Below are 25247 nucleotides of genomic sequence, written 5' to 3' on the forward strand. Positions count from 1 at the left end.
GCGCCGTTCGCGGATGTCATGATCGCTGCGCCGCGACGAACTGTCCGGGGGTGGTCCCCGTGATGTGCAAGAAGTCCCGGATCATGTGCGACTGGTCAGCGTAGCCGACAGCGGCGGCCAGTTCGGCCTGAGTGATGCTCTCCGTGTGTAGCCGGTCGGCGGCCTCCTGCAGACGCCGGCGCTGGATGAGGCACTTAGGTGTGAGCCCGAGACGGCGGCGCAGGAGACGTTGCAGGGCTCGCTCGCCGACGCTGAACCGCTCGCAGATCTGCGCGACCTGCAGCAGCTCCCGACTGTTCTCGACCGCGGCGACCACGGCGTTGAGGAGCTCGCCGTCGGCGTCGAGCGGCAGGAAGCGCCGCAAGGTGTCCTCGCACGCGCCCATGGCGGCCCGGTGGGCCGCCGGATCGTGCGGGTCCGGTGCGATCAGGCGCCGCACGCGGTCGACGACGGCTCGCCCGGCTTCGCCGAGCACCTCCTCGATCTCGACGTAGCGGTCGTTGAGGGCGCCGACCGGACCCGCGATCCTGTAGCCCGCGGCCGGCGCCAGCACCAGCCCGACGGCCCATCCGTCACCCACGAGCGTCGTCGTCGACAGCTCCGGCGCGACCCCGTAGAAGCGCGCGTAGTCGCCGCTGATCACCACCAGGCAGACGGGGTCCTGCAGCACCCTCTGCGGCGCCTCTTTCCCCGGCGGTACGGACCAGACCGGAATCCAGAACCGACGCAGCAGACCGGTGAGGTCAGCACTGGCGGCGTACCGGTAGGTCCGGTGATAGGCGTCGGGCGGGCCCATCAGATGCGCCAGTGCGGCCGGGCCACGGCGTACCGTGCTGACGACGACGCCGATTTCCGCGTCGACATCGATGCCGGCGGCGGCGTCGGTGTCGGGTTTCATCAAGTCCCACCTAGAGCCATGCTCATAGGGTCCCACGCATGACCGACATCGCGACGCAGTATGCGACCGCCCTCCGCCCATTGACCGCCGTCGTCGAGATGGTGCCGCCGCAGGCGTGGGACGAACCCTCCCCCTGTGCGGGCTGGAGCGCCCGGGACGTCGTCAGGCATCTCGCCGAGACCCAGTCCGAGACACTGACGAAGAACGGCGTGAAGCTAGGCGGTGCGCCGGATTTCGACACCGACCCGGTTGCCGCGTGGGACGAGCACACCCGTCGGGTGCTCGATGTCCTGGCCGATGACGGCCACGTCGGCCGGACCATCGACTGGTTCTTCGGCCCGACGACGATCGGGGCGACTTTCGAGCAGTTCTACGTGTGGGACATGTACGTACACCGGTGGGACCTGGCTCGCGCCGCTGGGCTCGACGCTGACCTCACTGACGCCGAACTCGACCGCATCGAGCAGGGCGCCGACAGTTTCGGCGAGGCTCTGCACATGGACGGCATGTGCCGTCCGGCGATCACGCCCACCGCCGACGACCGCACCATCCGGGTTCTTGCACGTCTCGGCCGGGTTGCCTGAACCCCGTGAGGGTGCGGACAGGTGGCTCGACCGACCAGCTCAGCTTTCGCTGTATCGCTCCTCATGTGCCTGTCTCGGCCCGCAGACGGAAGCTCGTGAGCAGGAGCATCGGGAACCGTCCGCGTCCATCCGCACGATCACGGAATCTCTCGGGACGCTGTGTGCGACCACTCGACCGTCGCCTTCAGGTGTCGTTACTCGAGAGCCGACGGATGGGGCGGATTCCGCAAAACGGGCGTATAGCGGGTGCTCGTACTTCAGGCAGCACATCAGCCGTCCGCAGGCGCCGGAGATGCGCAGGGGGTTGAGGGGTAGGTCCTGGTCCTTCGCCATGCGGATGGTGACCGGCTCGAAGTCGGTCAGGAACGTGGCGCAGCAGAGATCGCGGCCGCAGGAGCCGATGCCGCCCTGGACGCGGGCCGAGTCGCGGGCCGAGAGCTGGCGCAGCTCGACGCGGCAGTGCAGGGTCGCGCCGAGGTCGCGGACGAGGGAGCGGAAGTCGACCCGGTGCGGGGCCGTGAAGTAGATCGTCGTGCGGCTGCCCCCCGTGCCTCCCTGCTCGATGACGTGGTCCACCGCGACGACCTTCATCGGCAGGTCGTGCGCCTTGATCAGTTTCTTGGCCGCGACCTTCGCCTCGGCCTTTCGTTTTCTCAGGAGTTCGTCGCGGCGCAGGTCGTGCTCGTCGGCGATCCCGGCGATCCTGGGGAAGCCGTCGGTGTCCTCGCTGACCCATTGCGCCGCCCAGACGCACTCCGCCACCTCGGGCCCGTCGTCGGTCGGGACCAGCACGCGGTCGCCCACCTTCGGCGAGAACTCGCCCGGGTCGAGGTAGTAGAGGCGGCCGTACCGGGTGAAGCTGACCGCGCACAGCATGCCCATCCCCCCAGCCTACGGCGACGGACCGGGCGTGCGAAACGGCACAGAAGTACATAGATCCGCGCAACCCCCCGCATCGAACCTCGTTGGGCAGTCCCGTAGAGCCGCTCGCCGCGGCGATCCTTGGGGGAGGACTTTTGATGCGCGCCGTACCCGTGACGGATGATCTTGAATTTTCGGCCCGGCCCGTCCCGTGCACCGACCATGGGACGACCGGAGTGCCCGCCATCGTCACGTTTGCCAGGGGGTGGCGACTCGGCAAGCTGGCGGCCGCGGAGAGATCGGCCGCCGGCCACCCGTCACCGGCCGGCGGTTCGCCGGCCACCCACGCGAAGCCGACCGGCGGTTCGCCCGCCGGCGACGCGAAATCCACCGGCGGGATGCGGCCCCGCCGGCGACGGGCTCTCGTCGTCGGCGGGGTGGCCAGCGTCGCCGCCCTGATGTTCGTGCCACTGCCGGCGGACGCCGCGCCCGCGCCCTGCGAGCAGGCGCAGCGGTACTCGGCGCAGTCCGGGAGCCAGATCCTGCGGCTCACCCACCTCGCCGCCGGGTCGAAGCGCGACCACGACCACGAGGTGCACGTCGGCGAGGCCAAGTCCGCGCTGGTCGCCCAGGCACAGGTCAGCTCCGCGGCCGTGGCTCGCATGATCGACGTGACGGGTGCGGGCACGCCCGCGGGCCTGTCCGACGTCTTGTACCAGCAGGCCCCGCCGACCAACGCGAAGGCGGCACGGCGAGCGACCAGGGCGGGCGACGCCGGACCGGTCAGTCTCGGCGCCGGCGGGCTCACCACGCATGCTCGGTGGGACGCCGGCATGGCCTGCGGCGCCACGGAAGGCGAGGTCACCCGGGCCGCGGCGCGGTTGCGCAAGGCCGGGATCGCGGGGCTCGCCCGCGTACCCGGGAAGGTGGAGAGCGAGAGCACGACGAAGCTGGAGGGGCACGGCGCGGCCGCGACCACCGTGGCCGCGGCCGGGTTGCGAGGCGGGGACCTCGACCTGCTGGACGGCGCCGTGCACGTGAAGATCGTGAAGGCGCCGTCGTTGCGGGCCAGCATGTCCATGAAGGACGGTGGGGAGATCCGCTACGTGCCCGCGGTGGTCGAGGTGTCCGGGCGCGGCTTCCGGACCGAGCGGCTCGACACGGCCGGCGACACCATCGAGGTCACCGTCGACGACGGCAAGGACGAGAGCAGCGGCGACAAGAACGACGACGACAAGAGCGACGGCAAGGTCGACGGAGATCCCGGGACGAAGCCGGAGGAATCCGAGCTCACCGGCCTCGTCGGCAAGTTGCCGGTCGTCGGCCAGGTGCTGAATTCCGGCAAGCCGCTGCCGCTGCCCGAGGTGCCCGGCGTGCCCGACGTGGAACAGCCGGACCGGGAGACCGCGCCCTCGGTCGAGTCGGGGACGAAGGTGCGGATCTCGCTCGGCGAGGTCCGGCAGGCCGCACGTGGGCGGGCCATCGCCGCGAGAGCGACCGCGCTCTCCGTGGCGGTCGCGCGCGGTTCGTCCGAACGCCGCACCAAGCCCGGGTACGGCGACAGCGTCGCCCTCGCCTTCGACATGGGGTTGCTCGAGGCGGCCGCCGTGGCGCCCGAGTCGGCGACCGGCGGGGTGTCGGGCGCGGCCGCGGGCGCCGGGGCGGGACTGCCGATCACGGGACCGCGGGTGGACGTGATCGCCCTCAGCGGTGTGGCACTGCTGATCGCCGGCGCGGCCGCGCTGTTCCTCGGCACCCGCGGACGATCCCGCTCGTCCAGCGACTGACCACAGCCGCATCCGGCTGGCCGCCCGCGCGACGCAAGAGCCGCAGCGGCCGGCCGATGCCCCCCGTCACCGGACGCGCAGCGGCGGGCGGCTCGACCAAGAACCGCGCCGGCACGTCGTCATGGCCTCCCGCCGGGCCCGGAAGCGCAGCGCCGGGGCCCGCTCGTCAGTGGGCCTCCGGGAGGGGCTCCGCCAGCACCGACGAGGCGTGCAGCAGATCGGCGGCGCGGTCGTAGGCGTCGGCCACGGTGCGCAGGACGGTTTCCGCCACGGCGGCCGCGGCGGCGGCCTGCGTCGGCGAGAGCGGATCCACCTCGTCCGCGCACACTGTGATCGCCTCGGTGGAGCCCAGGACGTCCGCCAGGGCCGCCGCCAGCGCTTCCCGGGTGGTGCGCATCCAGTCGACCAGGTCGTCCGCGAGGTCGGCCGAGGCTCGGAGGCGGTCGCCCAGGCTGTCGCCGTCGCCGCTGAGATGGGAGGCCGTTCGCCGGCGGGCGTCTTCGAAGGCCTCCGCCGCCGATCCCGACCACTGGGTCGGCGCGGGCAGCGATGCGGCCAGGGCCGCGTAGGCGCGGGCCTCCGCACGCAGCTCCGGGCCCGCGTCGGCCAGGTCGGCCGGGCGCAGTGCGGCGACCGCGTGCGCCGCGTCCCCGGACAGCAGCCGCACGCGCCGGAGCTGCGCCCACACCCCGTGGCCGGCAGGCGCCCCGCCGCCGTCGAGCAGTGCGTCGACGCGGCGCAGGAGCGGGCCCGCGGTGTCGAGGAGCTGCCGGAGCCGGTCCATCAGATCCCCCGTCGGATACGGCGGGCCGTCTCGTCGTCGGTCTCGCCGTAGGTCTCCGCCGTGGTACGGACGTCGGCCGCGAGGTCGAGCAGCCGTTGCGCGGCGGCCGCCGCCTCCCGCGAGCGGGCGCCGAGCACCGCCCGCCAATGGTCGTGCAGTTGCTGCCCGAGCCGGCCCGGCACGCCGGCCTCGTCCGCACCGAACGACCCCGGCGGCGCGCCGAAGGCGCTCAGCGAGCGGTCCACGGTGGTGAGCGCGTCGGCGGCGGCTTCGAGGTTGTCCGCGAGCTGCTCCATCATCGCTCCCCCAGGGCCCGGAAGGCGCCGAAGATCTCGTCGTGAAGCTTCTCCCGCGCCCAGCGGGCCGCTTCCCTGGCGTTGGTGACCACCGCGTGCACCTCTCGTGCCAGCTCCGCGGCCTCGCGGTGCTGCAGGTCGCCGCGGATCCGCACGTCGGCGATGTCGCCGGCCGCCGTGACCAGGACCTCCACCGTGTCGTCCGGCGAATGGACCGACACCACGTGCGCCGTGACGGCCTTGTCGAACTCCGCGCGGAGCACGTCGAGGCGGCGGTAGCGCTGGATCGCCTCGTCGATCCACGCTTCGTCGATCTCGCGGGGCATCCGTCGGCTCCTTACGGGGCGTGGTGCCTTGGTGGCGTCACGGCACGAACGTACCCGGTCCGGCGACCGCCGCGCATCCCCTGTGGACGTCCGCTGTGGATAACTAGCCGCGCCAGAGGCTGAGCATCATCGCTTCCACCGCGATCTTCGGCTTGACGTTCTGCTCGATGGCGTCCCGGCAGGCGAGCACCGCCTCGAGGCGCCGCAACGTGCTCTCGGGAGTCCACTTCCCGGCCGCCGCCGCCGACTGCGCGGCCGTGTCCGTGTGGACCACGCCCACCGGCGCCCGCAGCGTGGTGATCAGGACGTCGCGGTAGAAGCCCGCCAGGTCCACCAGCGCCCGGTCCAGCGCGTCCCGCTGGGAGCGGGTGAACCGGGACTTCTGACGCTTCTCGAGCTCCTTGAGCTGGCCGGCGGCGCCGCGCATCGCGCCCGCCGCCCCCCGACCGGTGCCTCCGGCGCCGAGGGCCTGCTCGAGGGCGGCGCGCTCCGCGCTGTCGGTCTCCGCGAAGGCCGCCGCCGCTTCCGCCTCCGCCGCCTCGATCAGCGCCGACGCCGCGTCGAAACAGGCACCGACGCCGGTCAGCCTGCGCGGCACGGTGAGGACCGCCTCGCGGCGGCTGCGGGCGTCGGGGTCCTTGGCGAGCCGCCGGGCGCGGCCCACGTGGCCCTGGGCGGCCGCGGCGACGAAGGCCGCGACGTCGGGGGCGATGCCGTCCCGGCGTACCAGAGCCTCCGCGACGGCCTCGGCCGACGGCTGCCGCAACGGTACGACGCGACAGCGCGACCGGATCGTCACCGAGATGTCGTCCGGGTGCGTGGACGGGGTGCAGAGCAGGAACACCGTCCGGGGCGGCGGCTCCTCGACCGCCTTCAGCAGCGCGTTGCCGGCCGCCTCGGTGAGCCGGTCGGCGTCCTCGATGACCACCGCCTGCCAGCGGCCGCCGGACGGGGCGCTGCCGGCGCGCAGCACCAGGGCCCGCATCTCGTTGACGCCGATCGACAGGCCCTCGGGCACGACGAACCGGATGTCGGCGTGGGTGCCGCCGAGCGCGGTGTGGCAGCCGTGGCACTCGCCGCACCCGGTGCCGCCCCGCTCGCACTGCAGGGCGGCCGCGAAGGCGCGGGCGGCGACGGAGCGACCGGAGCCGGGCGGACCGGTGAAGATCCAGGCGTGGGTCATGGCGCCGTTGGCCCCGGCGGCGTCGCCGGCCACGATGCGGGCGGCGGCCGCGGCGGCCCGGCGCAGCGTCTCGACGGCCTCGTCCTGCCCGACCAGGTCGGCGAACACACTCATGGCGTCGATTCTCGCTCGCCGCCCGGCGCCCGCCCACCCGGCTCGTCGTCATCCCGCGGCAGCACCTGCGTCGCATCGGCCGAGGGCACGACCTGCGTGGCGTCCACCGGGGGCACGACCTGGATGGCGTCGGCCGAGGGCACCACCTGCGTGGCGTCCGCCGCGGGAGGTGGGGACGGCGTCCCCGCCGGCAGGATGACCGCCGTCTCGTCCGGGCCGCCCACGGACCGCACGACCACCGTCTGCTCCGGGCCCGGCGTCGCGCCGGCCCGCACGACCATGGTCTCCCCGGGATCCGCACCGGTCGGCACCACCATCGTCGGCTCCGGGTCCGACGGCACGTCCTCCGCGACGCCCAGCAGGGCCTTCAGCCGCGCGGCCACCACGGCGGCGATCTCGTCGGCCGGCCGCGCCGCGTCCAGCACCAGGTAGCGCTTCGGGTCCGCCGAGGCGAGGTCGAGGAACGCGTACCGGACCCGCTCGTGGAAGGCACGCGACTCGCTCTCCAGGCGGTCGGTGCCCTGGCCCCGGCTGTCGACCCGGCTCAGCCCGACGCCCGGGTCGACGTCGAGCAGGACGACCAGGTCCGGCTTGAGGCCGCCGGTCGCCCAGGACGACAACCAGGAGATCTCCTGGACCGGCAGGGTACGCCCGGCGCCCTGATAGGCCAGCGACGAGTCGACGTACCGGTCGCTGATCACCACGGCGCCCCGCTCCAGCGCGGGGCGGACGACGGTGGCGACGTGGTGCGCCCGGTCGGCGGCGTAGAGCAGGGCCTCCGCGCGCGGGGACGGGGTGCCGGACTCCTCCCCGTGGGAGAGCACCAGGCTGCGGATCCGCGCACCGACGTCGGTAGCGCCCGGCTCGCGGGTGACGACGACGTCGTGCCCGGCCGCGCGCAGTTCCTCGGACAGGCGGGTGACCTGGGTGGACTTGCCGGCGCCTTCGCCGCCCTCGAAGACCACGAAGATCCCCGTACGCGTGAACTGCTCGGCCGGCGACAGCGGACGCCCCCGGATCGCGCCGAGCAGGTCGGCGAGGACGGGCACGCCGGGCTTGTCGTCCATCTGCCGGAAGGCGGCGACGCCGGTCCACACGCCGACGACGCCGGCGACGAGCAGCAGCACGCGGGTCGACGAGATGTCGACGGCAAGGTCCCCCAGCCGGACCGTACGGGAGCTGCCGACGCCGACCAGGACACCGGCGAGGGAGATGGCGAGCAGCAGGACCAGCCGTGCGCCGATCTGGACGACGGCGAACACCCGCCCGCGGACCTCGTCGTCGACCTGGCCGCCCAGCAGCGTGACGCCGGCGAGGAACGCCATGCCCGCCCCGGCACCGACGAAGAGCGCACCGAACAGGGCCATGGACAGGTGGAAGGCGACCGAGAGGAAGGCGACCGCGCCGCTGGCGAGCACCAGGCTGATGCCGAACCAGCGGCGCCGGGACAGCTCCCGGACGATGGCCGGGCCCGCGCCGATGCCGATCGCGAGGCCGATGAACAGGGTCGCGAAGAGCAGGTAGAACGCCGCGTCACCGGCGCCGAGCGAGGCGGTGAAGAAGCGGGCCGTGCCGACGACGATGCCGGCGCCGGCGAACGCGCCGAAGATGCCGAGCACCAGGCCGCGGACGAACGGGGTGCGGCCGATGTACTTCCAGCCCTCCACGAACTGCCGGAACATGCTCTGCTCGGCGTTCTTCTGCCGGCGTTCGGTACGGCCGGCGCTGATCTCCTTGATGCCGAAGAACACCACCGCCGCGGTGGCGGCCCGGGAGAGCGCGTTGATGTAGAGGGCGAGCTGGACCGGCGAGGCCCAGCTGGGCAGGCCGCCGATGGGACCGCGGACCACGCCGTCGAGGGCCGCGAGCACCAGGGCGGCCAGGATCGGGGTGACGCCGTACGTGGTGATCAGCGACAGCTGGTTGGAGGCCTCGAGCCGGCCCTTCGGGATGAGGTTGGGAACCGCGGCCTCCTTGGCCGGGATCCACATGAGGGTGATCGTCTCGCCGATGAAGGTCGCGATCACCGCCCAGGTCACCGTGAGGCCGCCGGAGTCGCTGACCAGGGCCACGAGCGGGATCGACCCGTAGACCAGAAAGCGCAGGATGTCGCAGATGACCATGGTGTAGCGCCGGTCGAACCGGTCGGCCATGACGCCCGCGATCGGGCCCAGGATCAAAGCCGGGACCAGGCGGATGGCGATCGTGCTGCTGAACGCGCTGCCCTGCGCGACGCTGCCGGTGACCTGCTGCGCCGCGAACAGGGCGGTGGCGAGGATGCCGATCCAGTCGCCGAACGAGGCGACGCTGAGCACGAGCCAGAGCCGCCGGAACGGGCGGATCCGCAGCACGGAACGCAGCGCCGCGATCCCGGAGAGGTCCACGGGGCCGGCGTCCTTGCGTGCCGTGCTCGCTTCGGTGTCGATGACCCTTACCTCCAGGTAGTCACTGCCCGAAGCACTCTAACGGGCGCACGCCGGTCGCCGTGGTGCGCTCGTACGGGTGGCGGATAGATGAAGGTATTTCGCATTGCCCGCCGAGCGGATAGGTTGCTGGCGTGATCGCCGAACGCAGCGCTCAGCAGAAACGTCTGGAGCGGGCCACGGCCCACCTCGAGACGCCGGTGGCCGCGGTCGACCTGGCCGCGTTCGACGCCAACGCCGCGGCGCTGAGCCTGCGCTCGGCCGGCAAGCCGATCCGGGTGGCGAGCAAGTCGGTGCGGGTCCGGGCCCTGCTCGAACGGGTGCTGCAGCGGCCGGGCTGGTCCGGGGTGATGGCCTACACGCTGCCCGAGGCGATCTGGCTGGTCCGGTCCGGAGTCACCGACGACGTGCTGGTGGCGTACCCGACGGTGGACCGGACGGCGCTCGCCGAGCTGACCGCCGACGCGCGGCTCGCCGCCGCCATCACGATCATGGTCGACGACCCCGGCCACCTCGATCTCGTCGACGCGGTCACCGCGCCGGGCCGCCGCCCTCCGGTACGCCTCTGCCTGGAGCTGGACGCGTCGTGGCGGCCCGCCGGCCCGCTGCACGTGGGCGTACGCCGCTCGCCCGTGCACTCCGCGGCGCAGGCCGGCGCGCTGGCCCGCCGGCTGGCCGCGCGGCCGGGCTTCACGCTGGTCGCGATGATGGCGTACGAGGCGCACATCGCCGGCGTCGGCGACGACCCGCCCGGGCAGGCGCTGCGCGCGCGGGCGATCCGGCTCATGCAGCGCCGGTCCCTCCCGGAGCTGCTCAAACGCCGGATGGCCGCGGTCCGGGCGGTGCGCGAGCACGCCGACCTGGAGTTCGTCAACGGCGGCGGCACCGGGAGCATGGCCGCCACCGCCGCCGACCCGTCGATCACCGAGATCGCGGCCGGCTCGGGGCTGTTCGGGCCGACCCTCTTCGACGGGTACCGGGCCTGGCGGCCGGCTCCGGCCGCCTTCTTCGCGCTGTCCGTGGTCCGGCGGCCGGCGCCGCGGATCGCCACGGTGCTCGGCGGCGGCTGGATCGCCTCGGGCCCGGCCGGGCCGTCCCGGCAGCCGACGCCGTGGCTGCCGCAGGGGCTGCGGTTCCGTGCCGACGAGGGCGCCGGCGAGGTGCAGACGCCGCTGATCGGCGCGGTCGCCGACCAGCTCCGCCCGGGCGACCGGGTCTGGTTCCGTCACGCCAAGGCCGGCGAACTGTGCGAGCACGTCAACGAGGTGCACCTCGTCGACGGCGACACCGCGACGCCGGCCCCGACGTACCGGGGTGAGGGGTATGCGTTCCTCGGCTGACCGGTTACGCGGGGACGTGGCGGTGCAGGTATTCGCGGATCAGCGCCTTGGCCTCGGTGAGCACGGCGTCGTCGCCGGCCGGGTCGCGGCGGAAGGCGAGCTTGATCAGCGCGTCCGCCGCCTCGACCGCGATCAGCAGGGCGAAGCGCAGCCGCTCGAGGTCCATCAGCTGGAACTGGTCCACCAGCAGCTCGGCGATCCGGTCGCCGATGACCGTGTTGTTGTCCCGCTCGGCGTCGAGCAGGTGCAGGTCCACCACGTCGCCGAAGTGCAGCGTCCGGAAGCCCGGCACGCTGCGGTGCATGTGGATGTAGACGTCTATCGCCGCGTCGACGCCGTCCCACCAATGGGCGAACGTCTCGTTGCCGAAGCGCGCCGACAGACTCTGCAGGTACGCGTCCATGTTGCGCATGGCAAGGGCCTGGACGATGGCCCGCTTGTCCGGGAAGAACTGGTACACCGAGCCGATGGCCACCTCGGCCCGCTCGGCCAGCAGGGTGGTGGTCAGGCCCTCGTACCCGACCTCGTCCACCAGTTCCGCGCAGGCGTCGAGCATGCGCTGGACCCGGGCAACGCTTCTGCCCTGCACCGGAACCCGCCGCAGCGGTCCGGTGGTGACGGTTGGTGTCGACACGCGTCGCCACTCCCTCTCAGCAGTGTCGTGAGCATTGCTCGCGACGGCGGGAAGGCCGTCTTCAGCCTGCGCATGTGCAGGGTCAAGGTAGGTCGCGAACAACGCTCAAATCGAACGTTACTCGGATCAACGAGCGAGGCGCATCGACGGGACGCGGGGGACGCGAAGCATCCCCGGTTTTGTGCGACTGTCCGCTCGTCGGGAGGACAGGACCGTAATGACCAGTGACAAAGTGCTTCCCCTCGCCTCCCGTCGCTGGCGGAACTGGGGCGGCAACCAGGAGTCCGTCGCCGTCGACGTCCTCGCTCCCGGCACCGCCGACGAGGTGGCGGCCCTGGTCACCGAGGCCGCGGCCGCCGGGCGCCGGGTCAAGGCGGTCGGCAGCGGCCATTCCTTCACCGGCATCGCGGTCGCCGACGACCAGCGGATGGTGCTGCACCGGCTGAACGACCTGGTCTCCATCGACGGGGACCTGGTCACGGTTCAGGCCGGTATGCCCCTCTTCCGGCTGAACGCCCTGCTGGCCGAGCACGGCCTGGCGATGCCCAATCTCGGTGACATCGACCACCAGACGGTCGCCGGTGCCATCTCTACCGGTACCCACGGCAGCGGCCGGGCACACTCCACCCTGGCCTCCGTGGTCGAGGCGGTGACCCTGGTGACCGGCTCGGGGGCGATCCTGCGCATCGACTCGTCGTCCGAGCTCTTCCCGGCCGCCCGGCTCGGCATCGGCGCCCTGGGCGTGCTCGTCGAGGTGACCCTGCGCTGCGTGCCGGCCTTCGTCCTGCTCGCCGACGAGCGGCCGCTGCCGCTGGCGGAGGTGCTCGCCGGGCTGGACGAGCAGATCGCCACCAACGACCACCTCGAGTTCTACTGGTATCCGTACACGGACCGCGCGCAGCTCAAGCGCAACAACAAGGTGCCGGTGTCGGACCGGCCGCTGTCGGGCTTCCGGAGCTGGCTGGACGAGCAGTTCCTGTCCAACACCCTGTTCCAGGGCGTCTGCAAGGTGGGTCGGAAGATCCCGGCGGCCGTCGCGCCGATGAACGCGCTTGCGGCCCGGGCCCTGACCGCCCGGACCTTCACCGACCGGTCCGACCGCGTGTTCTGCACCTCGCGCCGCGTGCACTTCGTGGAGATGGAGTACGAGCTCCCCCGCGAATGCGTCACCGAGGCGCTGTCCGCCCTCCCGCGGATCATCGAGGACCTGCCGTTCAAGATCCAGTTCCCGGTGGAGGTGCGCTTCACCGGGCCCGACGACATCTGGCTCTCCCACGGGTACGGCCGCGACTCCGCGTACATCGCGATCCACCAGTTCTCGGGCAGCCCGTACGAGCCGTACTTCCGGGCCTTCGAGGCGGTGTGCGAGTCCCTGGGCGGCCGCCCGCACTGGGGCAAGATGCACTACCGGGACGCGGAGTCGCTGCGCCGGGCGTACCCGAGGTTCGACGACTTCCTCGCCGTGCGCGACCGGCTCGATCCAGGCCGGGTCTTCACCAACGCCTACCTGGATCGCGTGCTCGGCAACTGAGGTCCTACTCGGTGGTGGCGGCCGCCTTCGCGGGGGCCGCCTTGCGCGCGGTCGCCTTCTTCGCCGGGGTGGCCTTCTTCGCCGGCGTCGCCTTCTTGGCCGCGGCCGCCTTCTTCGCCGGAGCCTTCTTGGCGGCGGCCTTCTTCGCCGGTTCGGCGCCGTCGGCGGCCTTCTTCGCGACCGCCTTCTTGGCGGCCTTCTTCTTCGGGGCCGGGCCCTTGGCGCGCTTCTCCGCGAGCATCTCGGACGCCTGCTCGACGGTCAGCTCCTCCGGCGTCTGGTCCCGCCGCAGCGACGCGTTGTACTCGCCGTCGGTGACGTACGGGCCGAACCGCCCGTCCTTGATCACCATAGGCTTCTGGGTGACCGGGTCCGGGCCCATCTCGCGCAGCGGCGGCTTGGCGGCACCGCGCTGGCGGGTCTTCGGGGCTGCCAGCAGCGCGAGCGCCTCGTCCAGCGTGATGGTGAAGAGCTGCTCCTCGCTCTGCAGCGACCGGGAGTCGGTGCCGCGCTGCACGTACGGGCCGAACTTGCCGTTCTTGGCGACGATCTCGGCGCCCTCGGGGTCCTTGCCCACCACGCGGGGCAGGCTCAGCAGCTGCAGCGCCTGCTCGAGGGTCAGGGTCTCCGGCGACTGGGTGCGGAACAGCGACGAGCGCCGCTCACCGCTTTCCACGTACGGGCCGAAGCGGCCGGACTTGAGCAGCACCGGGCCGCCGGTCGCCGGGTCGTCGCCGAGGCTGCGCTCGCCGCCGCCGCCCAGGAAGAGCTCGCTGACCTTCTCGGGGGTCAGCTCGTCGGGCGCGACGCCGTCCGGGATGGACGCGCGGTCGTTCGGCGACTCCTCGGTGGCGTCCGGGTGCTGCCGCTGCAGGTACGGCCCGTACCGGCCGACCCGCACCACGATCCTGCGCCCTTGCTCGTCGTCGAAGAGCGGGATCGAGTTGATCGACCGCGCGTCGATGGCGCTGAGGTTCTCGGTGACCAGCTTGCGCAGCCCGCCGGCCTTGGCGATGGCGTCGTCCGCGCCCGGCGTCTGGCTGCCGAAGTAGAAGGAGGTGAGGAAGTCCAGCGAGGCGTTCTCGCCGCCGGCGATGCCGTCGAGGTCGTTCTCCATCGCCGCGGTGAAGTTGTAGTCGACCAGGCGCGGGTAGTGCTGCTCCATCAGGCCGATCACCGCGAACGCGATGAAGGTCGGGATCAGCGCCTGGCCGCGCTTCTCCACGTACCCGCGGTCCTGGATGGTTTGCATGATCGACGAGTACGTCGACGGGCGGCCGATGCCCAGCTCCTCCAGCGCCTTGACCAGCGAGGCCTCGGTGTAGCGGGCCGGCGGGCTGGTGTGGTGGCCGACCGCGGCCAGCTCCTCCGCGGTCAGCGGCTGGTCCTTGACCAGGTTGGGCAGGCGCCGCTCGGCGTCCTCGGCCTCGGCGTTCTCGTCGTCGGACGACTCGACGTAGGCGCGCAGGAAGCCGGGGTCGGTGATGGTCTTGCCGGTCGCGGCGAAGTCGGCCTCCTCCTGGGCGGTCGAGACCGCCCGGATGCGCACCGAGACCGAGTTCCCGACCGCGTCGGTCATCTGGGACGCGACCGTACGCCGCCAGATCAGCTCGTAGAGCCGGAACTCGTCGCCGGAGAGCTCGTTGGCCAGCTCGCCCGGGGCGCGGAAGACGTCTCCGGCGGGCCGGATCGCCTCGTGCGCCTCCTGCGCGTTCTTGACCTTGCCGGTGTAGCGGCGGGGCTCCGGCGGGACGCTGCGCTCGCCGTAGAGCTCGGCGATCTGCCGGCGGGCGGCCGCGATGGCCGTCTCCGACAGGTTCACCGAGTCCGTACGCATATAGGTGATGTACCCGTTCTCGTACAGCCGCTGGGCGGTCCGCATCGTCTGGGCCGACGACATGCGCAGCTTGCGGGCGGCCTCCTGCTGCAGCGTCGAGGTGATGAACGGTGCGTACGGCCGGCGCCGGTACGGCTTCTCCTCGACCCGGGTGACGGTGAACGGCCGGTCCTCCAGGCGGGCGGCCAGCCCGCGGGCGCCGTCGCCGTCCAGGTGCACGACCGCGGCTCCGGGCCTGAGCCGTCCGGTGGTCGGCTCGAAGTCCTTGCCGGTCGCGACGCGGTCGCCGTTGAGCGCGATCAGCGTCGCGGAGAACGAGCGCGTCCCCTCGGCCTGCTCCTGGATGGCGAGCTGGGCGTTGATGTCCCAGTACTCCGCGGTGCGGAACGCCATCCGCTGGCGCTCGCGCTCGACCACGATCCGGGTGGCGACGGACTGGACCCGGCCCGCCGAGAGCTTCGGCATGACCTTCTTCCAGAGCACCGGGCTGACCTCGTAGCCGTACAGCCGGTCGAGGATGCGCCGGGCCTCCTGGGCGTCGACCAGGTCCTTGTCGATCTCGCGCGGGTTGGCGACCGCCGCCTGGATGGCCGGGCGGGTGATCTCGTGGAACACCATCCGCCGGACCGGGACCTTGGGCTTGATCGTCTCGACCAGGTGCCAGGCGATGGCCTCGCCCTCGCGGTCCTCATCGGTGGCGAGGAAGATCTCGTCGACTTCCTTGGCGAGCTGCTTCAGCTTGGCGATCTGCTGCTTGCGGTCGGCGGAGACCACGTAGAGCGGGCTGAAGCCGTTGTCCACGTCGACGCCGAGCCGCGCCCAGGACTCACCCTTGTACTTCTCGGGGACCTCGTCGGCGTTCTTCGGCAGGTCGCGGACATGACCGAAGGAGGCCTCGACGAAATAGTCGGGCCCCAGGTAGCCGGCGATCGTCTTGGCCTTCGACGGGGACTCGACGATGACCAGACGGGTCGTCCTGGCGTTGCTCGGCACGGCACTCCCAAACTTCGGACTCACTCGGCGCGGCCCGTCGCGGACGGCGGACACGCGGACGTTCAACGTAACGCGCCGGACCAGCTCACATTCCCCAGGCACACAGAAGTCGGATGGTAACGGTCCGGCCACCGCACGCGTCCGACGGCGACACCGTACACCGGGAACATGCCGTCATGTCGCACACAATCGGGGAAGATCACGCAGCGGCGCCGCCCGGCCACAGCCGTTCGGGTGCCGCGGCGGGCCGTTCGCCGATCAGCTCGGCGAGCCGGGTGAGACGCCTGCGACCTGCGATCATGTACGCCGGACCGGCCTGGATCGTGCCCGCGAGACCGATCCGCGTCAATGCGTCGTGCACCGCGCTGTCAAGAGACCCGTCGGGATCCAGACCGAGGGCGTACCCCTGCGGCCGCGGTGCCCCGGCGGCGGCCACCCACAGCCGCAGCCTCGGCCCGTTGAGGAAGATCTTCGCGCCCGGCGGCGGCCAGCTGCGGGCCAGGCCGTTCAGGCGGCTGCTGTACGCGGTGACGACGTCGAAGGCGACCGTCCGGGCCTTCTCCTCCTCGCCGGCCTCCTCGTCCACCGGCTCCGCCCGAGGTTGCTCCGGCACGGGGTGCCAGTTGACCACCAGGCCGCGGCCGACCAGCTCACCCACCAGGACGTGCACCCGCCAGGCGGCGTCGACCCGGACCGACACGCGTGCCGTACCGCCCATCCGGCCCAGCCGGCCGGGACCCGTCAGCAGGCCCGCCAGGTCGGCCAGCGACGGGTCGACGGCCTCGACCCCGAAGACGGAGAGCTGCTGCCCCGCGGGCGTGGGCGTGGCCGCGCGACGCGGCCGCGGTCGGACAGCCGGGACCGGCGCGGGCAGCACCTCGCGCGGAATCAGCGGCCACCCGGGCTCGGCCATGGTCAGCGGCACTCCGGAACGGCGTCGAACGCCTTCCGCAGCTCGACCGACGACAGATTGCTGGTGTCCAGCTCGCTCGCCTTGTATTCCGTGTTGAGCGTCTCCACGACCGTGCCGACCCGGTCGTAGAAATCCTTCGACGGGCTGGTCGCGAGCGCCTCGATGCCGGTCTTGGCCCGGCCGTACGCGTCGCGCATCGCGCTCAGCGAGGCGGTGAAGCTCTCCGCCACCCGTTTGCCCTGGTCGACGTCCGGCACGCCGGCCTGCTGCACCCCGGCCCGGGCCTTCTCGCTCGCCGACTCGGCGCCGCCGAAGAGCCGCATGAGGTTCTCCTTGGCCTGCGCGGGCGTCGTCGCGGCGGTCATCTGCTGCTGGGTGCGGGCGGCGAGGTTGCCTATCTCCGTCCGCCACGGGGCCAGCACCTTGCAGACGGACGCGGCCCAGGCGCGGGGGGCGGGGCCGCTCGAACAAGCACCCAGCGTCACGACGAGCGAACAGACGATGAGTAGGGGGATGGTGCGGGCCGTGCGCATGGATTGCAGCGTACGGCCAACGCACGGCGGAGGGCACCCGGCGAGTGCCGGGTGCCCTCCTGACCACTTCGGATCAGGCGCTGACGCGCGTCGGGGTGGACTCGGGGGCCGGGGCCTCCTCGCCCATGGAGATCGGCTTGCGCTTGCTCCAGACCACCGCGGCCACGATGATCAGCGCGGCGACGGCGGCGATGCCGACCCGCAGCGGGGTGTTCTCCTCGGTGCCGATGCTCCACGCCACGACCGCGGGCGCGATCAGCAGCGACACCAGGTTCATCACCTTGATCAGCGGGTTGATGGCCGGGCCGGCGGTGTCCTTGAACGGGTCGCCGACCGTGTCGCCGATGACGGTCGCGGCGTGGGCATCGGAGCCCTTGCCGCCGAACGCGCCGTCCTCGACCAGCTTCTTGGCGTTGTCCCACGCGCCACCGGAGTTGGCCAGGAAGACCGCCATGAGCGTGCCCGCCCCGATCGCCCCGGCGAGGTACGCGGCCAGCGCGCCCGCGCCCAGGCCGAAACCGACCGCGATCGGCGCCATGATCGCCAGCAAGCCCGGGGTGAGCAGCTCACGCTGGGCGTCCCGGGTGCAGATGTCGACCACTCGGCCGTACTCGGGCCGCTGGGTGCGGTCCATGATGCCGGGGAAGTCGCGGAACTGGCGGCGTACCTCCATGACGACCGCGCCCGCCGAGCGGGAGACCGCGTTGATCGCGAGTCCGGAGAAGAGGAACACCACCGCGGCGCCGATCAGCAGGCCGACCAGGTTGCGCGGGTTGGAGATGTTCAGCAGGCCGAGGATCTCCGCGCCGATCCGCTCCGCACCGACGCCGGCGTCGGCCAGCGACGTCGACAGCGTGTTCGTGTACGACCCGAACAGGGCCGTCGCGGCGAGGACGGCGGTCGCGATCGCGATGCCCTTGGTGATCGCCTTCGTGGTGTTGCCGACCGCGTCCAGCTCGGTCAGGATCTGCGCGCCCCGCTCGTCGACGTCGCCGGACATCTCGGCGATGCCCTGCGCGTTGTCCGAGATCGGCCCGAACGTGTCCATCGCGACGATGACACCCACGGTGGTGAGCAGGCCGGTGCCGGCGAGCGCGACCGCGAAGAGCGACAGGGTGATCGACGAGCCGCCGAGCAGGAACGCCCCGTACACGCCGGCACCGATGAGCAGCGCCGAGTAGACGGCGGACTCGAGGCCGACGCTGATGCCGGCCAGCACGACCGTGGCCGGGCCGGTCTGCGAGGACTTGCCGATGTCCTGCACCGGGCGCCGCTCGACCTCGGTGAAGTAGCCGGTCAGCGCCTGGATGGCGGCGGCCAGCACGATGCCGATGACGACCGCGCCGATCGCCACCCACTGCGGGTTGCGGCCGCTCGCGAGCACCCCGGCGTCCAGCGACGCGTCCTTGAACCCGGCGAACGTGGCCGGCAGGTACATGAAGCTGACGATCGCCACGATGACCGCCGACAGCACGGCGGAGATGTAGAACGCCCGGTTGATGGCGCTCAGGCCGTTGCGGTCCGAGGCCCGCAGCCGGGTGATGAAGACGCCGACGATGGCGATGACGACACCGATCGTGGAGACGATCAGCGGGAAGATCAGGCCGTCCTGACCGAACGCCGCCTGGCCCAGGATCAGGGCCGCGACCAGCGTGACCGCGTACGACTCGAAGAGGTCGGCGGCCATGCCGGCGCAGTCGCCGACGTTGTCGCCCACGTTGTCCGCGATCGTCGCGGCGTTGCGCGGGTCGTCCTCCGGGATGCCCTGCTCGACCTTGCCGACCAGGTCGGCGCCGACGTCGGCGGCCTTGGTGAAGATGCCGCCGCCGACCCGCATGAACATGGCGAGCAGGGCGGCGCCGAAGCCGAAGCCCTCGAGGACGGTCGGGGCGTCGCCGCGGTAGATCCACACGACCAGCGCGGCGCCGAACAGACCCAGGCCCACGGTGAGGAAGCCCACCACGCCGCCGGTGCGGAAGGCGATGCCCATCGCCTTCTCCCGGCCGCCCGACTCGCCCGCCGCCGCGGCGACCCGCAGGTTCGCCCGGGTCGCCAGCGCCATGCCGGCGCCGCCGATGAACGAGCTGAAGACGGCACCCACGATGAAGAACAGCGACCGGCCGATCTTCACCGTGGTCTCGTTGTCACCGGAGCCGTGCACCGGAAGCAGGAACAGCAGCACGACGGCGATGACGACGAAGATCGCCAGGGTCTTGAACTGCCGGAAGAGATAGGCGGACGCGCCCTCCTGCACGGCGCCGGCGATCTCCTGCATGTTGGTGGTGCCGCGCCCGGTCTTCAGCACCGACTGCACGAACATGGCGGCGAACGCCAGCGCGACCAGCGCGAATACCACTGCGACGATAACGAATGTGACATTGTCACCGCTGAGGGACACCCCGCCGGTTTCCGCGGCGAGGCTCCTAGAGGTCCCGGACATCAATGTCCTCCTGTACGACCGACCGCACCCGGTAGCGGACGAGACTGCCGGGCGCATCCCCGCGACGGGGAGACGACAGAGCCGGTCCCGCGGGGCGCGGAACCGGGGAGCAGTAGCTGAGTACCGGCGTACTGTAGCGGCCAGACGTGGCAATGGTCACACCTGCATCCGGCCGTGTCGTGGTGATGTTTACCGCTGTGTTAGCGGTTGGCATCGATGACGGTGAACCTTTAGGCTCCCCGCGACAGACCTGCGGTTTCCGGCCGCTCGCGCCATGGCATGTCCATTTTGTGCCGTCGCGGGCCGGGGCGCACGCGACAGGCCGAGGTTTGTCCGAGTTGGTCGGAAGTTTCGGACTTAGCCGCCCGGGGCGGCGCCCCATGCGCGTCGCTGACAGCGGCGGCCTCGCCGCTCATCCGCCGGCCCCGGCGGCCGACCGGGTGTTCGCGCCTTCGAGCGCCGGGGCCGTTCGAAGGCTGCTTGTGACGCCGCAGGCTGGCCACTCCGAAGTCTTGTTGGCGACGCTTCCATGAGGCCGCTGATGCCTCCGCCAGGATGCTCGTGACGTTTCCACGCGGTGGCTGAGATCTCCGCCAGGATGCCGGCGGTGCTCCCCCAGGACCCGGGTGCCGGCCTGGCCGCGGCTTCCCGTGGAGGCGCTGCTCGCCGCCGCCGTGCTGGTCGTGCCGGGTGACGGCCGGACCCACGCGGTCCTCGGCGCCGGGGTCTAGCGGCGGGTGACCGGCCAGACCATGCGGACCTCGGTGCCCGCGCCGTCGTCGACCGGGCGGACCTGGAGGTCGTCGACGAAGCCGGCCAGCAGCGCGAAGCCCACGCCGGTGGTCAGCGCCTCGTCGGTCAGCGACTCGTCGGCGAGCTCGTCCGGCGGCAGCTTGGCCAGGCCGACGCTCGCCTCGATCGGCGCGCGGTCGATCACCCGCACGGTGTAGAAGTCCGAGTCGGACATTTCCACCATGACGAGGTCGGGCAGGCCGTACTGGTTGTGCAGGGCCACCGCCCGGGTGCACGCCTCGCCGATGGCCAGGCGCACCTCGTCGAGCAGGTCCTCGGCGACCCCCGCGCGCCGAGCCACCGCCACGCCGACCAGTCGCGCCGTGCGCACGTGCACCGGCGCCGGGGAGAACGACAGCCGTACCGTCGCCATCACGCTGCCGGGGGGTTGTCGTCGCGATCGCCGGGCGACGTCGAGGTCGCCGCCTCGACCGAGGGATGGATCGGGAACACCTGGTCGAGCGCGGTGATCCGGAAGATCTTGAGCAGCGGCTCCTTGGCGCAGACCAGCCCGAAGGTGCCGTGCGCGGCACGCAGCCGCTTCAGGGCGCCGACCAGCACGCCGAGGCCGGTGGAATCCAGGAACTCGACGCGGCCCAGATCCACCACCACGTGCCGGGAGCCGCCGTCGACCAGCTCGACCAGGCGCTCCCGCAGCCGCGGGGCGGTGTACACGTCGACCTCACCGCCGACGTCGAGCACCGTGTGCTCGCCGACGGTCCGGGTCGTCAGCGAAAGCTCCATCGGTCCTCCTCCCTCCGAGCAAGCCCTCAGGCAGCCGATCTCCCCAGCGAATCTAACCACCGACTGTCATCCCCCGACGCGTGGGCACCCACCGTCGTACCCGTTTGAGGTTCGGGCATACCGATGTCACAGTGCAGGACGTGACCACGACAGTCCCGGGCATTCCGGCCGCGCGCGGCGCACTCTACGCGCTCGGGCCCGCGGAACTGCTGCACCGGCTGCGGGCGCGACGCTCGTCCGCCGAGGACTCGCCGATCACCCACGTCGAGCACGTGCCGGCACGCAGCGGACGGACCGTGCCGTGGCCGTCCTGGGTGCCGCCGACTCTCCGCGACGCGTACGGCTTCCAGCCCTGGGAACACCAGGCCGCCGCGGCATCGCTCGCCCATGCCGGGCGGCACGTCGTCCTCGCCACGGGTACGGCGTCCGGCAAGTCGCTCGCGTACCAGATGCCGGCATTGAGCCGTTTGCTCGACGACCCGCGCGCGACGGTGCTGTACCTGTCGCCGACCAAGGCCCTCGCCGCGGACCAGCTGCGGGCCCTCGTCCGGCTCGGCATCGACGGCGTGCGGCCGGCCACATACGACGGAGACACGCCTCGCGAGGAGCGTGAGTGGGTCCGCCAGCACTCCCGCTTCGTCCTCACCAACCCCGACATGCTCCACCACGCGTTACTGCCGGGTCACGCCAAGTGGGCCCCCTTCCTGCGCCGCCTCGCGTACGTCGTGATCGACGAGTGTCACAGCTATCGAGGCGTGTTCGGCTCCCACGTGGCGCACGTCCTGCGCCGCCTCCGCCGCCTGTCCGCGCAGTACGGCAGCTCGCCGACCTTCGTCCTGGCGTCGGCCACCTCGGGCGACCCGGCCGACGCCGCATCCCGCCTGACCGGCCTGCCGGTGACGGCGGTGACCGACGACGCCTCACCCCGCGGCGCGGTGACCTTCGCTCTGTGGGAACCGCCACTACTGCCCAGCGACGAACCATCCCCGTCCCCGGCCGCAGGTCTCTCCCCCACCTCGTCGCCGGCCCCGGCAGTAGCCCCGGAACCCCGGCAGCCCGGCTCGCCCGAGCCCGCCGGCCAGGTCTTCCCTCGCCAGCCGGCTGCGCTCGCCGACCGGAACTCCCCCGGCCGACCGGCCGCGCGCGCCCAGCGGGAGTTCCCAGGCCAACCGGCCGCGCTCGCCGACCAGGACATCCCAGGCCAACCGGCCGCGCTCGCCGGTCGGGTCTTTCCCGGCCAGCCGGCTGTGCCGGCGACCGGCGCCGAGGCGCGCACCCGGCGGTCGGCGCTGAGCGAGACGGCGGATCTGCTCGCCGACGCGGTGGTGGCGGGCACGCGGACCCTGGCGTTCGTCCGGTCGCGGCGGGCCGCGGAGGTCGTCGCGGCCATGGCCCGGCGTTCCCTGGACGAGGCGGTGCCGGGCCTGGGCGACCGGGTGGCGGCATACCGGGCGGGATACCTCAAGGAGGACCGCCGCGCGATCGAACAGGCGCTCATGTCGGGCGAGCTGCTGGCGCTGGCGTCGACCAACGCGCTCGAGCTCGGCGTGGATCTGGTCGGCCTGGACGCGGTGCTGATCTGCGGCTATCCCGGCACCCGCGCCTCGCTGTGGCAGCAGGCGGGCCGGGCGGGCCGGACCGGCGGCGAGGCGCTCGCCGTGCTCGTGGCCCGCGACGACCCGCTCGACACCTACCTGGTGCACCACCCGGAGGCGCTGTTCGGCCGGCCGGTCGAGGCCACGGTGCTGGACCCGGCGAACCCGTACGTCCTCGGACCCCAGCTGTGCTGCGCGGCGGCGGAGTCCGCCCTGCGCCCCTCGGACCTCGCGCTGTTCGGCGGCGCCGTGGCAGCGGAGGCCGTCGACGCGCTGACCCGGTCGGGGGCGCTGCGCAAGCGCCCCACCGGCTGGTACTGGACCCATCAGGGCCGCCCGGACGTCGACCTGCGCGGCACCGGCGGCACCCCGGTCGCCGTGGTGGAGTCGGCGACCGGACGCCTGCTCGGCACGGTGGACCAGGGTTCCTCCCACGTCATGCTCCATCCCGGTGCGGTGTATCTCCATCAGGGCGCCTCCTATGTGGTCGACGGCCTCGACCTGGACGACGCCGTCGCGCTGGTGCACGCCGAGGAACCGGACTGGTCCACCCACGCCCGCGACGTGACGGACCTCTCGGTGGTCTCGGTACGCGAGTACGTCGACGCCGGCCCGGTCGGTCTGTTCCTCGGCGAGGTGGACGTGACCAGCCAGGTGGTCTCGTACCAGCGCCGCCGCATCGGCACGGGAGAGGTGATCGACACCCGCCCCCTCGACCTGCCGGCACGCCGGCTGCGTACGGTGGCCGTCTGGTTCACGATCTCCCCGAAGGCGCTGCTGACCGCCGGAGTGGAACCGGGCGACGTCCCCGGCGCCCTGCACGCCGCGGAACACGCCGCGATCGGCCTCCTCCCGTTGATGGCGACGTGCGACCGCTGGGACATCGGCGGTCTCTCCACGGCGAACCACGCGGACACCGAATGCCCGACCGTGTTCGTCTACGACGGTCACCCGGGCGGGGCGGGCTTCGCCGAACGCGCCTACGCAACGGCGACGGAATGGCTCCGCGCCACCCGTGAGGCGATCGCGTCCTGCGTGTGCGAGACAGGCTGCCCGTCATGCGTCCAGTCCCCGAAATGCGGAAACGGCAACAACCCCCTGGACAAGAAGAAGGCGATCGCGGTGCTCGGCGCGGTGCTGGCCGCCCTGCCCGACCAGCCGTAGTCGAACGACCTGCCCGACCGGCTGGAAGTTGAGCGCTCTGCCCGACCGGGCTGCAGGGGCCCTCCTCATCCCCTGATCGGTCCTGCCCTGGCCGCGGCCGAGGCGTGAGTCGTGAGACCGGGTAACGGGGTCACGACCGTTTCCACCTCGATGACGACGTCGAAGCCGTCCAGCCGGCACGACGTCAGCCGACCGCCGTTGGCCGCGGCGATCTCGGCGGCTCGCGCACAGGCCGCCTGCCGGCCCTCGACCGCGCGCATCGCTCCGGCGAGGGCACCGAGGTCGGCGGCCGTCCGTGCCTCATGACGCCCGACCCGGGCCGCACCGACCGCCGCACCCGCCACCCCGCCGGCGACGAGGACCAGCCCCACCGCGAGCACGAAGATCGACGCGGCTCCGCGGTCGGTCCGCGTGGACCCGGCGCCCATCCGAGACACGAAGATCGACGCGGCTCCGCGGCACGCCCGCATGAAGTGCGTCTCGGGGCCGGGCCGCATGCGTGGAGCGAACCCGGTCCCGCCCCGCTCCATCGTCACTGGACCGCCGCCGGTTCCCTGGCGGCGACGGCAGTCGCGCCGACGGTGATCACCGGTAGCCGGCCGCCGACGACCTCTACGGGAGCGCGGACCGTGACGGTCACCGTGTCCGCGCCCTCCACGATGTCGATCTCCGCGTCCGGCGACGCGATACGGGCCGCTTCGGCGACGCCCGGACCGCCGCGGGCGGCAGCGAGGGCGCCCTCGCGTGCCGCGTCGACGCACCGGCCCTGAGCGGTCATCGCGCCGACCGCGGTGAGCCCGGTGAAGAGCAGAAGCATGAGCGCCGGCAGCCCGGCCGCGAGCTCGGCGGTGAAGGAACCCCGATCACCGGCCCGGGACAGCCTGCGGCCGAGCGAGCGAAGAAGTCCCCACCCGAGACCCGCCAGCCTGAGCACGGCCGCACCGGCATCGCGAAGCTCGGGGCCGTTCACCGGCGCAAAGCCGCCAGACACCGAGCCGCCCGACGCAGCGCTGCCAAGCGACCCGCCGGACACCGAGCCAGGCACCGAGCCGCCGGACACTGGACTGCCGGTCGCGGGGCTGCCGGACGCAGAGCCGCAGGACGCGGAGCCACAAGACGCGGAGCCGGGCTGCCGGCGCGGACTCACTTCAGTGCCCCGTTGATCACGCCGCTGAGAGCTTGCTGGACGCTGGGGCTCGTCAGGACCTTGAGGAGGATGCCGGCGAAGGCGACGGCGGCGAGGGTGCCTACGGCGTACTCCGCCGTGTTCATGCCCTCATCGGCGCGCGGACCGGTGAGGCGGGCGAGCAGTCGGTGCATGGGAACTCCTTGTGCGTGGATTTCGAGGGAATGTCGCCGGTTTTGGCGACCAGCACCGGTCCGAGACCGGCGAGCATGAGGGGCGCGCGGACGCCCAGCGCCGAGCACCCGCCCCGGCCGAACCCGGGCCCGCCGATCGGCGCCAGCGGCCCTAT

General features: G+C 72.4%; 22 protein-coding genes. 5 read left to right on the top strand and 17 right to left on the bottom strand.

Going from position 1 to position 25247, the window contains the following annotated elements:
* Positions 1-16: 16 nt before the first annotated feature.
* On the bottom strand, positions 17-898 hold the full coding sequence (locus IEY99_RS22505; protein WP_189206014.1) for a helix-turn-helix domain-containing protein: 882 nt from the start codon (positions 896-898) through the stop codon (positions 17-19).
* 38 nt (positions 899-936) lie between these two features.
* Here IEY99_RS22505 and IEY99_RS22510 point away from each other — a divergent pair, with 38 nt between their 5' ends.
* A complete protein-coding gene (locus IEY99_RS22510; RefSeq protein WP_189206015.1) occupies positions 937-1482 on the top strand; it encodes a TIGR03086 family metal-binding protein in 546 nt (181 codons plus the stop codon).
* Positions 1483-1521: 39 nt separating this feature from the next.
* Here the strand turns inward: IEY99_RS22510 and IEY99_RS22515 are convergent, their stop codons facing one another.
* On the bottom strand, positions 1522-2364 hold the full coding sequence (locus tag IEY99_RS22515) for a PSP1 domain-containing protein (RefSeq protein WP_189206016.1): 843 nt from the start codon (positions 2362-2364) through the stop codon (positions 1522-1524).
* A 215-nt stretch (positions 2365-2579) separates the two neighbouring features.
* On the opposite strand from IEY99_RS22515, the gene IEY99_RS22520 reads away from it, so the two are divergent.
* The gene (locus IEY99_RS22520) at positions 2580-4130 is read left to right on the top strand and encodes a hypothetical protein (protein ID WP_189206017.1); all 1551 of its coding nucleotides are present in this window, start codon (positions 2580-2582) and stop codon (positions 4128-4130) included.
* 166 nt (positions 4131-4296) lie between these two features.
* On the opposite strand, the gene IEY99_RS22525 is transcribed toward IEY99_RS22520, so the two are convergent.
* The 5 genes from IEY99_RS22525 to tmk form a co-directional block, all read right to left on the bottom strand.
* On the bottom strand, positions 4297-4914 hold the full coding sequence (locus IEY99_RS22525) for a hypothetical protein (protein WP_189206018.1): 618 nt from the start codon (positions 4912-4914) through the stop codon (positions 4297-4299).
* Complete coding sequence (locus tag IEY99_RS22530) at positions 4914-5210, bottom strand: type VII secretion target (RefSeq protein WP_189206019.1); 297 nt, start codon at positions 5208-5210, stop codon at positions 4914-4916. Before IEY99_RS22530 ends, IEY99_RS22525 begins: the two co-directional genes overlap by 1 nt.
* Positions 5210-5536: a YbaB/EbfC family nucleoid-associated protein gene (locus tag IEY99_RS22535; RefSeq protein ID WP_189206020.1), complete on the bottom strand. Its 327-nt coding sequence runs from the start codon at positions 5534-5536 to the stop codon at positions 5210-5212. Before IEY99_RS22535 ends, IEY99_RS22530 begins: the two co-directional genes overlap by 1 nt.
* Before the next feature lie 103 nt (positions 5537-5639).
* Entirely contained in the window at positions 5640-6833 is a 1194-nt protein-coding gene (locus tag IEY99_RS22540) for a DNA polymerase III subunit delta' (protein WP_189206021.1), read from the bottom strand.
* Positions 6830-9148, bottom strand: coding sequence for a dTMP kinase (tmk, locus tag IEY99_RS22545; protein WP_229799162.1), 2319 nt, complete (start codon positions 9146-9148; stop codon positions 6830-6832). Before tmk ends, IEY99_RS22540 begins: the two co-directional genes overlap by 4 nt.
* A 242-nt stretch (positions 9149-9390) precedes the next feature.
* Here tmk and IEY99_RS22550 point away from each other — a divergent pair, with 242 nt between their 5' ends.
* Positions 9391-10596: an amino acid deaminase/aldolase gene (locus IEY99_RS22550; protein ID WP_189206023.1), complete on the top strand. Its 1206-nt coding sequence runs from the start codon at positions 9391-9393 to the stop codon at positions 10594-10596.
* Between the two features lie 4 nt (positions 10597-10600).
* On the opposite strand, the gene IEY99_RS22555 is transcribed toward IEY99_RS22550, so the two are convergent.
* Positions 10601-11230, bottom strand: coding sequence for a TetR/AcrR family transcriptional regulator (locus IEY99_RS22555; protein ID WP_189206024.1), 630 nt, complete (start codon positions 11228-11230; stop codon positions 10601-10603).
* A 217-nt stretch (positions 11231-11447) separates the two neighbouring features.
* Here IEY99_RS22555 and IEY99_RS22560 point away from each other — a divergent pair, with 217 nt between their 5' ends.
* Entirely contained in the window at positions 11448-12761 is a 1314-nt protein-coding gene (locus IEY99_RS22560; protein WP_189206025.1) for a D-arabinono-1,4-lactone oxidase, read from the top strand.
* A 4-nt stretch (positions 12762-12765) separates the two neighbouring features.
* Here the strand turns inward: IEY99_RS22560 and topA are convergent, their stop codons facing one another.
* The 6 genes from topA to IEY99_RS22590 all read right to left on the bottom strand — a co-directional run bounded on the left by topA (position 12766) and on the right by IEY99_RS22590 (position 21013).
* The gene (gene topA, locus IEY99_RS22565) at positions 12766-15591 is read right to left on the bottom strand and encodes a type I DNA topoisomerase (protein WP_189206026.1); all 2826 of its coding nucleotides are present in this window, start codon (positions 15589-15591) and stop codon (positions 12766-12768) included.
* Between the two features lie 199 nt (positions 15592-15790).
* The gene (locus IEY99_RS22570) at positions 15791-16504 is read right to left on the bottom strand and encodes a hypothetical protein (RefSeq protein WP_189206027.1); all 714 of its coding nucleotides are present in this window, start codon (positions 16502-16504) and stop codon (positions 15791-15793) included.
* A gap of 2 nt (positions 16505-16506) precedes the next feature.
* The gene (locus IEY99_RS22575; protein WP_189206028.1) at positions 16507-17037 is read right to left on the bottom strand and encodes a hypothetical protein; all 531 of its coding nucleotides are present in this window, start codon (positions 17035-17037) and stop codon (positions 16507-16509) included.
* A gap of 73 nt (positions 17038-17110) precedes the next feature.
* Positions 17111-19477: a sodium-translocating pyrophosphatase gene (locus IEY99_RS22580; protein ID WP_189206029.1), complete on the bottom strand. Its 2367-nt coding sequence runs from the start codon at positions 19475-19477 to the stop codon at positions 17111-17113.
* Between the two features lie 727 nt (positions 19478-20204).
* Positions 20205-20645, bottom strand: coding sequence for an ATP-binding protein (locus IEY99_RS22585; protein WP_189206030.1), 441 nt, complete (start codon positions 20643-20645; stop codon positions 20205-20207).
* Positions 20642-21013 carry an STAS domain-containing protein gene (locus IEY99_RS22590; protein WP_189206031.1) on the bottom strand — a complete coding sequence of 124 codons (372 nt, stop codon included), beginning with the start codon at positions 21011-21013 and terminating at the stop codon, positions 20642-20644. The genes IEY99_RS22585 and IEY99_RS22590 overlap by 4 nt, the downstream gene beginning before the upstream one ends.
* 140 nt (positions 21014-21153) lie before the next feature.
* On the opposite strand from IEY99_RS22590, the gene IEY99_RS22595 reads away from it, so the two are divergent.
* Positions 21154-23772, top strand: coding sequence for a DEAD/DEAH box helicase (locus IEY99_RS22595; RefSeq protein ID WP_229799104.1), 2619 nt, complete (start codon positions 21154-21156; stop codon positions 23770-23772).
* Between the two features lie 65 nt (positions 23773-23837).
* Here IEY99_RS22595 and IEY99_RS22600 read toward each other — a convergent pair whose 3' ends face one another.
* The 3 genes from IEY99_RS22600 to IEY99_RS22610 form a co-directional block, all read right to left on the bottom strand.
* Complete coding sequence (locus IEY99_RS22600) at positions 23838-24269, bottom strand: Rv3654c family TadE-like protein (RefSeq protein ID WP_308427075.1); 432 nt, start codon at positions 24267-24269, stop codon at positions 23838-23840.
* A 35-nt stretch (positions 24270-24304) separates the two neighbouring features.
* The gene (locus tag IEY99_RS22605) at positions 24305-24697 is read right to left on the bottom strand and encodes a TadE family type IV pilus minor pilin (RefSeq protein WP_229799166.1); all 393 of its coding nucleotides are present in this window, start codon (positions 24695-24697) and stop codon (positions 24305-24307) included.
* Positions 24698-24915: 218 nt separating this feature from the next.
* Positions 24916-25092: a DUF4244 domain-containing protein gene (locus IEY99_RS22610; protein ID WP_189206033.1), complete on the bottom strand. Its 177-nt coding sequence runs from the start codon at positions 25090-25092 to the stop codon at positions 24916-24918.
* Positions 25093-25247 lie beyond the last annotated feature (155 nt).

Source organism: Couchioplanes azureus (genome assembly GCF_014648355.1).
Lineage (GTDB): Bacteria > Actinomycetota > Actinomycetes > Mycobacteriales > Micromonosporaceae > Actinoplanes > Actinoplanes azureus.

Bases quoted from the DNA above. Each gene is read 5' to 3' on its own strand.
- IEY99_RS22505 (WP_189206014.1), bottom strand. From the start codon at position 898: ATGAAACCCGACACCGACGCCGCCGCCGGCATCGATGTCGACGCGGAA.
- IEY99_RS22510 (WP_189206015.1), top strand. From the start codon at position 937: ATGACCGACATCGCGACGCAGTATGCGACCGCCCTCCGCCCATTGACC.
- IEY99_RS22515 (WP_189206016.1), bottom strand. From the start codon at position 2,364: ATGGGCATGCTGTGCGCGGTCAGCTTCACCCGGTACGGCCGCCTCTAC.
- IEY99_RS22525 (WP_189206018.1), bottom strand. From the start codon at position 4,914: ATGGACCGGCTCCGGCAGCTCCTCGACACCGCGGGCCCGCTCCTGCGC.
- IEY99_RS22530 (WP_189206019.1), bottom strand. From the start codon at position 5,210: ATGGAGCAGCTCGCGGACAACCTCGAAGCCGCCGCCGACGCGCTCACC.
- IEY99_RS22535 (WP_189206020.1), bottom strand. From the start codon at position 5,536: ATGCCCCGCGAGATCGACGAAGCGTGGATCGACGAGGCGATCCAGCGC.
- IEY99_RS22540 (WP_189206021.1), bottom strand. From the start codon at position 6,833: ATGAGTGTGTTCGCCGACCTGGTCGGGCAGGACGAGGCCGTCGAGACG.
- IEY99_RS22560 (WP_189206025.1), top strand. From the start codon at position 11,448: ATGACCAGTGACAAAGTGCTTCCCCTCGCCTCCCGTCGCTGGCGGAAC.
- IEY99_RS22570 (WP_189206027.1), bottom strand. From the start codon at position 16,504: ATGGCCGAGCCCGGGTGGCCGCTGATTCCGCGCGAGGTGCTGCCCGCG.
- IEY99_RS22575 (WP_189206028.1), bottom strand. From the start codon at position 17,037: ATGCGCACGGCCCGCACCATCCCCCTACTCATCGTCTGTTCGCTCGTC.
- IEY99_RS22580 (WP_189206029.1), bottom strand. From the start codon at position 19,477: ATGTCCGGGACCTCTAGGAGCCTCGCCGCGGAAACCGGCGGGGTGTCC.
- IEY99_RS22590 (WP_189206031.1), bottom strand. From the start codon at position 21,013: ATGGAGCTTTCGCTGACGACCCGGACCGTCGGCGAGCACACGGTGCTC.
- IEY99_RS22600 (WP_308427075.1), bottom strand. From the start codon at position 24,269: ATGCGGCCCGGCCCCGAGACGCACTTCATGCGGGCGTGCCGCGGAGCC.
- IEY99_RS22610 (WP_189206033.1), bottom strand. From the start codon at position 25,092: ATGCACCGACTGCTCGCCCGCCTCACCGGTCCGCGCGCCGATGAGGGC.